The 13,778-nt window shown below is 33.3% G+C and carries 7 protein-coding genes; all 7 read right to left on the bottom strand.

Annotated elements, in window-relative coordinates; genetic code table 11:
• Positions 1-21: 21 nt before the first annotated feature.
• Positions 22-1,821 (bottom strand): discoidin domain-containing protein, encoded by a 1,800-nt coding sequence (locus ABYI63_RS09250; RefSeq protein WP_372755746.1) that lies wholly within the window; start codon positions 1,819-1,821, stop codon positions 22-24.
• Positions 1,822-1,986, bottom strand: coding sequence for a hypothetical protein (locus ABYI63_RS09245; RefSeq protein WP_372755744.1), 165 nt, complete (start codon positions 1,984-1,986; stop codon positions 1,822-1,824).
• Positions 1,987-2,407: 421 nt separating this feature from the next.
• Positions 2,408-4,189, bottom strand: a complete 1,782-nt coding sequence (locus ABYI63_RS09240; RefSeq protein WP_372755742.1) for a glycoside hydrolase — start codon at positions 4,187-4,189, stop codon at positions 2,408-2,410.
• A gap of 10 nt (positions 4,190-4,199) precedes the next feature.
• Positions 4,200-7,001: a sugar-binding domain-containing protein gene (locus ABYI63_RS09235; protein ID WP_372755740.1), complete on the bottom strand. Its 2,802-nt coding sequence runs from the start codon at positions 6,999-7,001 to the stop codon at positions 4,200-4,202.
• Positions 7,002-7,037: 36 nt separating this feature from the next.
• Positions 7,038-8,921: a sulfatase gene (locus ABYI63_RS09230; protein WP_372755738.1), complete on the bottom strand. Its 1,884-nt coding sequence runs from the start codon at positions 8,919-8,921 to the stop codon at positions 7,038-7,040.
• A 13-nt stretch (positions 8,922-8,934) separates the two neighbouring features.
• Positions 8,935-10,440, bottom strand: coding sequence for a sulfatase-like hydrolase/transferase (locus ABYI63_RS09225; protein WP_372755736.1), 1,506 nt, complete (start codon positions 10,438-10,440; stop codon positions 8,935-8,937).
• Between the two features lie 29 nt (positions 10,441-10,469).
• Entirely contained in the window at positions 10,470-13,775 is a 3,306-nt protein-coding gene (locus ABYI63_RS09220) for a DUF5107 domain-containing protein (RefSeq protein ID WP_372755734.1), read from the bottom strand.
• Between the last annotated feature and the right edge of the window lie 3 nt (positions 13,776-13,778).

The following is a 13,778-nucleotide window of genomic DNA, read 5'->3' as shown; positions in this document are numbered from 1 at the left end:
ATTATTTTCATCTTAAATTATTTATAAGAAACTTATTTTTTTTATGAATTTATAGGCTTTATTATCAATTAGAACAGTGTAATAACCTGCCGTTAATTTAGAAACATTTATAAACGTCCCTTTATCTTTTAAAACTATTTTTCCATAACTATCATATATAACATAGGGAGTGTTTGCGTAACTATTATGAATATTTACTATATCGATAGCAGGGTTAGGATATAAATAGCTTTTCTTATTTAAACTAATATCTTCTATAGACAAAGTACTGGAGATTATATTGACTACTTGTTTTTGCATAAAAAAGCGATCATCAAGATAATAAACCGTGTATTCTCCCAATTGGTTTGCTTGTATATTATTTACCCCTGCTCCTCTTGTGTTTGCGTAAAAATTGTCAGGACCATACCAACTATAAGAGCCATAATAAGGCGTTTGGCCAGATACTCCATATTTAGCTTGTGGCCCAAACTGAATGGTATTCCCTACATTAACATCGGCTTGTGTTCCTGTTTTCCAACCTGTATTATCCACATTATAATAAGAATTTATACCCGAGCTTTCATAATCACTATTTGTCATTAACCGCAGTTCTGCCGCCGCTGCATACCGAGAACCTTGCACGTCGTTTTTGGCAACAAATTTCATATAGTGTGCTGTGGTTTGAGGAAAATAAATTTCACTCCAATACCCCAAGTTACCAGAAGCTACAGGTGCACCCCAATTAATACCATCTGAACTTAAGAAAAGTTGAAAATCTTCAACAATACCATTAAGGCTAGTATCTTGAGGTGGGATATACATAAAACCAGATACATTATAGTTTGAACCTAAATTGATAATTAATTCATGAGGAAATGTATCTGCAACTGAATAAGCTGAGTGCCAAATGGTATTCAAATTATTATCAAAAGCATTTGTTGCTGGATAATTACCACTTATACTTTCTTCACTAGATGTTGACACCAAGCTCCAATTGTTTTGGGGTACGTAACTATTATCATCAAAAGGCGTCCAAGTGCCTGTAGTCATGTCAATTTTAAATTCATGAACATAGGGCATGCTTAATGTTTTGTTAGTTGTGTTTACATTAAGGGGAAGTATAATAATTTTAGATTCTGGTAAATCTGGATCTTTCCATCTATCTCCTACATAATAATGATGGGTTCCAGATGTTCCAATAATAGTGATTACATCAGAGGGTTGCGAATCATAAGTAATACCATTACCAACAAGCTTCCATGCAGACCATCCACTTTTAAGCGATGTAGACGTACTATAACGCATTTGGTTTAGATCCCAGCCTGTTTTAGTAGAGCAAAGCATATAGTAGAGATTATCTTTCTTAAAAATAACTGGTGCTTCTTTATGTTCTCCTGCAAACAAAACAGTAGCGTCAGCAGCATCCAAATAATCACTCGTTAATGCATATAGATTTAAACTACCATTAGCTTTATTTGTTGATATGAAGTATGCTTTGCCGTCTGTATCGATAAACATGCTACAATCATTAGAATCGTATCCTTTAGGAAAAAACTCTCTATCATACACATAATCGCCATCAATGGTAGTAGAATGAAAAATAGCCATTTTATTATTGGTATAACTTGAATTTTGATACTTAAGCCAAACCACAAATTTATTGGTCAATGCGTTGTATATTAAACACGGGCGTTCTGTAATACGAAGGTGGTTGGTTAAGTCGCTATTAATAGCTTCATCTATAATGGTTTTTTTGAATTCCCAATTCATCAAATCGGTAGAAGCATACAAATTAACGCCTTCAAAAGTATAGGTATCTGAACGGTCTTCCCCAAGCATTTAATAAACACCGTTGTGTTTCATGATGCTTACACCATGCGCTTGTATTCTATTCCCATCGGTATCTCGATGTAATATACCATTGCGAATAGATTGAATTTGTGCAGATGCCAGTGAAAATAAAAGACATAAAAGAAAACAGAAAGTAAATTTTATAAACTTCATAATTTTTAAAATATTGCAATCATGTTATTGAAATCAACTAAATGAACCTTTTTTAAGTAGATTAGAATATTAAACAAATCATTTATATTTATGATTACTTAATAGAAATTAATTAGGAGAAAACAGCTTGAAAAAAGTCTATACGCTCTATGTATAGTATCAAATTCGTTCTAATAGTAACGATAGGATATATATTCTTAAACCAAAATATCAATATATATTTAGTGATCACCAATCACAAATATACTTACATACACCATTGAAAATATAGCTTTAAAAACTTAAAACATAGACAATTTTACTTATTGAATTGTTTAGAAGAATTATCTTAGTTATAAACACAAAAAAAATAATTTCAGAACAAAATAATGTCGCCAATTTGTTAGATAAAACTTACACTTTTATAGAAGCACTTTTAACTTTAATTTATAAGCAAAGTTCCTTTTGATACTATAGATGAATTTTCTGTTAATGTGTAAAAATAAATACCTGTACCTAAGCCTTCTCTATCAATTATTATTTTTTGGACTTCGATATTATTCATCCCCTTAACTTTAACCCCTAATGAATTATAAATAAATATCTTAGCATCAAATAACTGATACGGTAATTTAAGCGTGCAATGAGTTGAAAATGGTATAGGAAATAGCTTAACATCACTTTTATTAATCTTCGATACTGACAATGCCTCTGAAACATTTACAACAAACGTTGTTACAGAATAAGCAGGGGCATTATACGATAATTTATTCCCAGATAAAATCCCTTTTTCTGAAATAGTTTCAAGTGTTTTTTCTGATGTATCTTCACCAAAACCAGAGCTAGACCCCGAGGTTCTATAGGTTTTAAAATTTGTTATATTGGAGACATTACTTAAATCAACATCATATGATTTTGTACTATTACCGTTATTAACAACAACAATAACAACTTCTTTCTTATCAGGACTTAAAGCCGCTAATGTAGCGCCGTGCGTAGAGTTTATAATCGTGTATCCAACTTTTATAAAATTAGTTACATTTTTACGGCAATAAAAACCTCTAGTTTTATTTAATATAGGCGTTTGAAACGGTATGTTTTCATTCCAATTTGTTTGATGAAGCATGCCCCAACCATCATCTCTAGACATAAGTTGCCAATCGCACCAAACGGTTGATTTCAAGTTCCGAAGGTCTTCCACCAAACGATAAGCCATATCATAATGTCTTATGTACCACGCATTCGCTATTGGTGGCGTCCAACTTAAAGGTCCAGTTTCAGTTTGCCATATAGGTTTATTTCCGTTATTTTTCGCAAAGGTTGCCAAATTAGCTTTATCCTGCCAACCACCGCCATAACTATGGGTATTTATTTTAGCAATACCATTGTATTCGTTTGGATTATTATTTTTTAATGTGGTTAAATTACTAAGTGCAGAAGTCACTTTAGAGTTGTCTGCTGCTGCAAGTTTAATAGAAGGAATACCCAAAGCTATTTTTCTTTGCCATAATCGCCATAATATTTGAGCCTGAGTCGCTTCATAAATAGCCGATCCTTCTTGGTTTCCTCCTTTTTTCCAATAGCCTGAAATAGGTTCGTTAAAAGGTTCTATATAACTGATGTTCCATGACGGATAACTTGTATTTAAACCTGCTGTTACAGAAGCCAAATAATCTGCGAAATCATCATAAAAATCTGGCTTTAAATTTTCTGAAGTAGCACTTACATTTCCTGCTACACAAGCACCATGCGTCATCCACCAAGGAGGTGAATAGGATATCATTTCTGTAATTATATCTCCTTTAGGAGCTCTTAAAGATGCCATTTTGTCCATTACAGCTATTTGCCTAGCATCATTAGACAAGTTGTAAGTTCCCCAACCTTCACCATCATTCTGAGGGCTTCTATATCCGGGCATTTTACCACCATCTTTTCTTATGTGATCTCCTTCTGTGCAATTAGGATTTTCTCCACCTCCAATATTGAATCTAAATACGTTAAAATTTAAATCATTAACAGCATAACCTGCAAGTTCATCGATAGTTGATTGCGGCATACCCCCTACTAGATTTGCCCACCAAGCTAGTGATACGCCCCAACCTTCTATTGTTTGATGCTCGACAAATGGATTTATTAAAACCTGTTCCTGAGATGATGATATAAAAAAACTAAAAGAAGTTATAACAATACTTAAAATCTTATTTCGAATTATTAATAACTTCATCATTGTTTATTTAATTATACCCTGTGCTATACACATCTTTTGCTGAAAAACCACCTTTTTCACCCTCTATCATTATTCCCTCTAAATCTTTCATATCTAGATTTTCTGAAGGGTTAAATTTATCGCCAGTCATGTAGTTCAACAAACTATGTCTTAATTGTCTAGCAACAGGTCTTTTATTTAAATTTGTTGTTATATCTACGGCAGAAAACACCAACTTACCACTACCTACTTTAGCTTCAAATACATTTGATAAATGATGATTGGTTACAAAATTATCTATCACACGAATTATTGGAGTTACAGCTAATGAGTCTATAATCACGGATTTAGAATTTATACATAAATCCCACCATTGCCAATCAGAATGTGTACTGGTTGGAAAACTACTAAACGCAGGGTGCTTATCATCTACGAATACTCCCATAGACGCCGGTTGATTTGGAAAGTGCACAGGACTCCAAAACACAGGAACAAAACGACCTTCAATACCTTGTAATGACTTATAGTTTGGATTTAACAAAACTGTTTTTCCTTGGCTTAAAGCTTTAGAAGCTACATCAAAAGAAGATGTTATTAGTACCGCTTCTGAAGTTGTAGTTACATCTTTTGGATACACCCATATGTTCCAACTGTTTTTATATTTTGTACCTTTTAAAGCGACTGTTATTTTTAATTGTTTAGCCTCTTTAACATCAATATCAAAATTTATATTTCCTAAATTTATATTATTACCAATAGTTAAGTTTACATTACTTTCACTACCGTTTTTTACCAAAGTACCTAAATCATCTATTACTGTCCAATCTATAGTTTGGTTTTCTTTATCTTCAAAAAAGTTTGCTATTTCTATTGAAGCATCAAAGGTTTCGCCTGTTTCATACACTGCTTTTTCAAAACGTAATAGTGGTACTAATTCGCTATTAAACTGACTAAATTCTTCAGCTGAAATAATTCCTTTCGATTCCCAGAATGCATTGAGTAAGCCAACTAAAGCGGTTCCTTGTCCTGGAAAATCCTGTAACTGTAGCAATTGAAACCCATCAAAACTTGGTGTTTTTAAAGCACGCTCAATTTCTTCTTTATAAAGTAATGCCGCTAATTTTCCTGAATTATAGGTAAAATCTGGAGCCAAATCAATTAAACCTTTCTTTTCTAAATCTTGTTTAACTGCAATAAAATTAAGAGGCTCTAAAACGCCTGTATACTTAGAAATTTCACTCATGTCTGGATATACCGAGTATTGTCCGATTTCATGCGATATTAAAGGAATATCTATATGAGCACTTCCAGACGTGTAATCGGCATTAAAATGAGGCGCTTTATCGTTGAAAATTCCTTGTCCGCGAATCCAACCTTTAGCGGTCCATTGGGTGATAAAAAAATCATCTTCTTGTTCTGGTTTTACTCCCATGGGCCTTTGAAAAGAAAATGCTGTAGTAGCATACATATGCCTATTGTCCTTTGTTTTTAAATCTGCCACTATACTATTTAACAAACTAGCGTCTCCTTGAAGCTCATTCCCCAGCGCCATGAATAGAAAGGATGGGTGGTTTCCATAATCTTTAATCAATTTATCGGCTTCTTCTTTTAAAAATGCTGTTGTTTTTGCATCTTCTCCTACTTTTAAACTCCAATGAGGAAGTTCTACTTGATAATAAAAACCTAATTCATCAGCTGCTTCAAACGCTGCTTTTGGCGGACACCATGAATGAAAACGTAAGTGGTTTAAACCATAACTTTTAGCTTGTTTAATAAGTGTTGCCCATTCTTCTTTTTCCATTGGAGGATATCCTGTTAAAGGAAAAATAACACATTCTAAATTACCACGAAGAAAAATACGCTTACCGTTTAAAGTTAAATCACCATCATTGTTTGTAAGTCCTTTATAACCAAATCGCGTTTTAACACTTCCTGAGTTTGATGTAACTTCAACATCATAAAGGGCAGGGTTAAACTCATCCCAAAATTCTAATTTCTCTGGTCTATTTATTATAAAACTGATGAGATTACCTGTTGTTTCTGAATTAGCGATTTCTGAATCAAAAACAACTTCCCCGTTTATAGATGTGATGACACAACGTAGTGATTCTTTAATAGATGCTGATTGATTGAATGTTACTTTTAGTGTATTATCTTTAAGGTTAGGGTATACCTGAAGGTTTTCGGGCGTATTTTTATTTGATGCCGTTAACAAAATGTCTCCTAAAATACCATTCCATTTAATTTGTGTATGGTTAGTATAAGCGTGCGCCATATCTTGATTTACAACATCTGGGTATTTTGTACCAGCAACATTTATGAAAGGAAATTTATTAGAATTATCAATACAAATAGTTAACAAATGTTTTCCTGGTGTTAAAAAAGGTGTTAAATCATACCCATGGTTTCCAATTAGACTATTAGCAGACCCAATAAGTTTTCCATCTATATAAACTGAAGACTCCCAAATGATACGCTCTAAATTTAAAGTAACATTTTTACCTTTCCATGTATTAGGTATTTCAATTTCTTTTTGATACCATGCTTTGCCTATATATTGATGCTTTCTAGCAAGATTAGACATTACATAGTTGTTAATAGCTGGCTCTAAGGTGTTAGGTGTCCCAATAGACGCATCATCCAATGTACCTGGTAAATTAATTGAATTACCTATAATTTTTGATAAAGCCCAATTTTCGTCTTCGCCTACATTGGTAGAGTCTAGCTTAACCTGCCATTGGCCGGACAAATCAATTTGTTCTAATTTAGTAGTTGAGCATGCACTTATGGTTAATGCTAATATTACAACTGCGAGTTTAAAAAATTTCATAATATCTATCTTAGTTTATAACTTTTACTTTATTATTTATATTTCTTTTCTAATTCTTTGGCTTTGCAAAAAATCATGGCATGCGCTTTTTAAATGAGAATTAAGGTTAGGACTTTGAAATAACTGAGAAATAGTAGTTTCAAAAGGACTTCTATCATTAAAATACAGCATATAATTTATGCTCATTAGCGACAATGACCAATCTTCATTACTACTTTTACAGTAAGTATTTAAAATATCTATAGCATTTTTATTATTGTATTTATTGTATAAAAGTGCAGAAATAGTAATAGCCACTGGTGGATAATCATCATAAAGAAATTCATTTAATTCCTTTTGATAAGATTTTAATAGTGTTTTATCTTGCGACATTAATCCAATACTAGCCCAATAGCGAACCATATTGTTTTGATGCTTTAAATATGCTATTTGAGTTTTTATAATTTCTATTCCTTTTTTACCAGACAAGGATGCTACCTTGTAAATCTCATTAAAATTATAATTAACTTCGTCTAAACGGTATTCGTAAGGGGTTTGCTTTTTTGCAATTTTAGCCATTTCATATTCTGGCATAAACATGATGTCTTTCGCTTTTAAAAGCTCTGTATCCATAAACTGTCTCATTTTTTCAATAACAGACTTGTATTCTGGATTATCAGCTAAATTATTTGTTTCCCAAGTATCATTTTCAATATCATATAGCACTTCATGAGGTCGTTCATCAAAAATACCAGCTTGTAATGTATTAAGTTTACCTTGTTTTAAATCATTACGCATATGCTTTGTAATATCTGCAATTTCTAGATAATTAATATACCGTACTTCTGGTATAAATGGCATAAAGTTTCTTGAATAAACATATTTTCCATCGGTTACACTTCTTACCAAATCTAGGCCATTATCTACTCTATCTGTAGAAAGTAATAATAGGTCGTTTTTAGAATTTGAATTATTTTTGAAAAAAGATTTACCTTTCATATACTCAGGTGCTTTTCCTCCTAGTAAATCGATCATGCTTGGTACCAAGTCTTCAAAACTGATAAGGTCGTTAGTAACTCCTGCTGTTTTCCAAGGTGATAAATGTTCAAATTTTTCTGGAAACCATGCTACAAAAGGTACTCGATACCCTAAGTTAATACCATTTGTTTTGGCTCTAGGAATGCCTTCTCCATGGTCTGCATAAAAGAAAATAATAGTATCATCCTTTAAACCATCGTCCTCTAATTTTTTGAGTAATTCGCCAATACGATTATCAGTTAACTTAATAGAATTATATACCCTTGCAAATTGTTTGCGCATTTCGGGTGTATCATTATAAAAGGGAGGTATTTTAAACGCATCATCTGCTATTCTATCTTCTTCCGGAAGTTGCTCCCAAACATATTGTTCATACTGCTTAAAAGTCCAGGACATGGTTCTAGATTGATGCGAATCATCGAAATTAAATACTGCAAAGAATGGTTGTCCTTCTTTCCTACCTTTCCATGTTGCTTTTCTAGAACTTTCATTCCAAGCCTCATTTACAAAGTCTATTTCATTGGCAATATTATAATCTGTTTTAGAATTATTAGTAGTATAATATCCTAATTGTTTTAAATAATAAGGAAAACCTTTAATATAATTTGGAATGGGATATTGACTTCTTTGGTGCCCTGTACCCGTTTTAAAAGTTCTAGCACCTGTAATTATGGTAGATCTACTTGCAGAACATACGGTTCCTGTGGAAAACGCATTGGTAAAACGAACACCTTCCTGTGCCAATTTATCTATTATAGGTGTTTTAGCATCCTCATTACCATAACACCCTATAAATTGTGGTGAAGTATCTTCAATGGTTATCCACAATATATTAGGTCTGTCTTGAGCCAAAACTGTAGTAAAACCATGTACAATAAAAATAATATAGAAACAATACTTCATTAGGAATACGAAATTAATTTTTTAGGATTTTAGCCATTTTTTTCTCCATTATTTTAACGATATCAGGATGTTTTTCATATACATTATTGCTTTCAGAAGGGTCCTCTTCTAAGTTAAACAACTGTATTTCTTTTTTAAATCCAGGATCGACAAACTTATCGCTTAACCACTTTGGTATTTGTTGATCTTTTGGTTGAATATACTTCCATTTACCCATTCTCAATCCGAATGTGTAAGCCTCTTCAAGTAAAAACTCGCGCCCCTTATTGGTTTCTCCTAACCAAGCTTGTAAATGGTTTTCACTATCTGGTGCAGCTCCTTTATCTATTTTGTGATTAATTAAATCAGCTAATGTAGCATATAAGTCTACTTGTGATAATAAGGCCGAGCTAGTTCCTGGCTTGATGCGTTTTGGCCAATGGGCAATAGTTGGCATACGCGTACCAGCTTCATAAACAGAGTATTTAGTCCCTCTAAATGGGCCCGCTGGTTTATGGTCTCCTACTAATTCTATGGCATAATCTAAATATCCATCATCTAATATTGGTCCGTTGTCACTCGTAAAAATAATTAAGGTATTATCTAGAAGGTTTGCTTTTTTTAAGGACTCGGTAATTTGACCTACACACCAATCCATTTGAGCAATCACATCTCCTCTAGGGCCCATGGTACTACTTTCAACAAATTTTATGTTAGCAATTCTTGGTTGATGAATGTCATGCAATGAGAAATACAAGAAAAATTTATCATCCTTATTATCATCTATAAACGAATTTGCTTTTGCAGAAAGTACAAAAGGTATTTCTTCATCTACCCATAAGGCTTCTTTTCCTCCATTCATATAACCAATACGGCTGATTCCATTAATAATGGCGCCTTGATGGTATGGATCTGTATGCTGTTTTAATAACTCAGGATGTTCTCTACCCAAAGGATAGCCATCTATTCGTGTTCCGTAACTTACTGTAATAGGATCTGCCAAATCTAATCCTACAACCTCTTGATTTTCTAAAAACACACAAGGTGTTCTATCTCCTGTTGCAGGAATTAAAAAGCTATAATCAAACCCAACTTCCTTAGGGCCTGGAGCTACACGTCTATTCCAATCTATCTTGCCTCGACCAAGTCCTAAATGCCATTTTCCAACAACTCCTGTTTTATAGCCAGCTTTTTGTAGCATACTTGGCAGGGTTTCCTGATTTGGGTCTATAATTAAAGGCGCATCACCTTCTAATATAGCGGCGTTATTTCTAAATGCATAACTACCTGTTAAAAGAGAATACCGTGAAGGTGTGCAGGTTGAAGATGAACTGTGCGCATCTGTAAAGTTTAAGCCATTTTTTGCTAAAGCATCTACATGGGGCGTTTTAATACCAACGGCTCCATTAACACCAATATCTCCATAACCTAAATCATCCACATAAATGATGATAATATTGGGATCACTCTTTTGAGCAATCCCAACAGTATACATCATGAATACGACTATAAACAACAAACTTTTAGTTATTGTTTTCATAATTGTTTTAGTTTTTATACTACTGCTAGTTAATTATTAATAGCGCTTAATTCTAAATTAGCGTGAATATGTGCTGGCAAATGAAAAGCGATGTTAGTTACTTTACTAAATGTTTTTATAGCTTCTTCTTGCTGCCCCATTCCTAACTGCCCTAATCCTATTAAATAGTTACAGTGTATTTGATTTATAACATTTAAATCTTCTTCCCAAATTAATAAATCTGGAAGTGAAATAGCGAAATAATCTAACTTCACGTCATCATTCATATGTGTATTTCCATAATTTAATAGATTTTCAAAACGGGTATTGGCTTCGTCGCATCTATTCAATTTTTGTAATGCTAATCCTTGGTAAAATATTTTATCTGGTTGCTGATCGTTATAGAAAATCGCCGGACTTGGGTCGCTAAGACCTTCTGATGCTTTTTCGAAAAACTGTTTAGCTGTTTCATGATCGCCCAAACCTTCATAAGCACAACCTAACCAATAATGAATATCGTTTTCTTGAGTTCCATGCAATTTCCCTTCACCTAAATTATGAGGATACGTTTGAGCTTGCTCTAAATAATCAATAGCTTTTTGGAAGTTACCTTGTGTTATATATTTCTTAGCTAGTTCTACTTGTACAGTTAAGTATTGAAATGGTACTTTACCTTCACCTCCTTCCCATGGGTGGAATTGACGTTGCTTTAAAAGGGCTTCTGCTTTTTCAAAGTCACCTTTAACATTATAAATTGCTATACGTTCTAAATACAAATCATCTCTTGAGTTTGTTAAGTCTATATGTTTTTCCAAAAGGTTTAAACGCTCATCAACAGAAACATTAATTTTTTTGTACAGCTGATCTAATTCCATTAACAAACGCGCATCAGTTGAGTCTAATTCAAAAGCTTTTTCTAAATGCTTTCTTGCCTGATCTTTTTGGTTTGTTTTATTATAGTAAAGTAATGCTAAATTACGTTGTGCAATAGCAAAAGTATCATCAAGTTTAACCGACATCTCGATACATTCTTGTGCTTCTTTATATTGTTTTGAGGCATACCAAAAGTTTCCTAAGTAATAAAATGCTTTAGCATCGGTTGGATTTGCTTTACAAGCCGCTTTAAGAGCTAAAACTTCTTCAATTTTATTAGGGAAACAATAAGTATCTGGCATTTGGGAAGCTTTTTTATAGCATTCTAAAGCTTTATTGGTATCTCCTCTTTCGTCAAAGAACCATCCCATGAAATAATAAATCATAGGATAAACTTCCGTTTTACCTTCAGTATGTACTTTTAATATTGAAATGGCTTCATCAAACTGTCCAGCAGCAGCATAATCTAAAGAAAATTCTAAGTAGTTATGTGCATAATCTCTTATCAAGCTTTTGAAAGCATTTAAGTCTTCCGCTTTATTAGATAACAAATAACGCTCGTATAATACACCAAAATTAAATTGATCAATCGCTAAAGACTCCTCTACCAGTTTGTTTGCTGCTTCAAGTTTACCTTGTTTTCTTAGAATAACAATCTTTAAATGTCTTCCTTTATGGTTATGCCAGTTTTTAATTAAAGCACGGTCTATTAAGTCTAGAGCTTTATCTAAATCGCCTCTTAAACAATCTATTTGAGCAAGATTGAAGTAGCCTGCATCCTGCCATTGAGCATTCCAACAAGCTTTAAAGAAACTTGCGTAGGCTTCATCTTTTTTTCCTAAGAAGCTTAACGCCATCCCTTTATTAAATAATGGTTCACCATCATAGGGGTTTGGGTTGTGTTTCATTAACGACTCGATAGCTACATCAAAATACGTGATAGCTTTTTCTAGTTGTCCTTTTCTTAAATTTAACAATCCCATAGCATTGTTACATCTCACATCTTTAGGAGATCTTCTAAGACCTTCTTCATAATAATCAATAGGACTAAAGGTGGCATGCCTATATTGCTCTAAATGCAATCCTTGTAAATACAACCCTTCAACAGTATCAATATCTTGTGGTGATTTTGCCGCTTTTGCAGATTCAGGAATTTCGGTTGATAAATTTTTATCTGGCGTCCAAGCTACTAATACTTTACCTTTTTTATCGGAAACAGATATTTTTAAATCTTCAAATTTAGAACCTTTAAGATCAATTGATTTTTCAAAACCATTTTCTGGAGAAAGGTTAACTACTTCATCTAATAAAACACTGTTTTCATCTTTTAGAGTAATGATGGCGTTGTTGTATTCTGAAGTTACATAAACTTTCACCAATGCTTTACCTTCTACCTTTTCTAGGTTTACTAATGCTTCTTTCGTTGCATTTTTCACCATTCCTACATTATAGTAAGGCATAAAATATTGCTTAAAGCTTTTTTCCTCGTAAGGGTGCATCCAAGCAAAATCGGGTTGATTATCAGTATATACACCACACATTAATTCAATATATGGACCGTCTTCATCGGTTAAGTTTCTATCCCAAGCTTTACCAAAGTCCCCATTACCCCAAGTCCATTGCTTTTTACCTGGAGACACGTTATGATCGGCTATATGTAACAAACCACCTTTAGTATCGTTCTCATACCCTCCAACAAAATCATATTCAGAGTTTATAGCCATGTAACTTGTTGGTACTGGAATATTTTTATAATTTGAAATATCTGTACCTGGTGAATAATCAATTTTATAATATTCTCCTTTAGCAATTGGGAATTCAGAAACATCACGCTTTCCATGATCGAAAACAGCATTTACATCAGGTGGAAATACCGATTGATAATGGTCGTTAACCGCTACGGCAGGGTTTGCCCACCATAGAAAAGTTTGTGGATGTGGAGTTCTGTTATAAAGTTGCGCTTTGATTTCGATGTAAGCTTTGTCCGGATGTAGTGTAAAGCCTGCCATCCCTTTAGTACGGAACATACGCTCTAACTCACTAACCCAAACAGTTATGCTTCCGTCTTCATTATTTTCTATATAAAAATCGGTTGGATCATAAGTACTTGGTCTATGATGCTGTGGCCAGTTAAATTCGATACCTCCGGAAATCCATGGACCCGTTAAACCAACCAGAGCAGGTTTAATTACATGATTGTAGTATACAAAATGACGTTCTCTGATTTTATCATAGGCCATTTGAATTCTACCTCCTAATGCAGGAAGTACCATTATTTTTATATAATCGTTTTCAATAAAAATAGCATCCCATTCTTTGTCAACTTTAGTATCACTCATAGTTTCAATTACTGGGTTTGGATACACAGCTCCGCAACTTGCTTGATACACCCTTTTATCTAAAAAAACAGGATATTTTTCAGGTTTTCCAACTTCGTAAGTAGGTATCACTACTTTTTCTTTCCAGGCTTTAACTGTTTTCATAAT

Source organism: Mariniflexile sp., assembly GCF_041583155.1.
GTDB lineage: Bacteria > Bacteroidota > Bacteroidia > Flavobacteriales > Flavobacteriaceae > Mariniflexile.
This window is presented reverse-complemented; position numbering and strand designations above follow the sequence as displayed.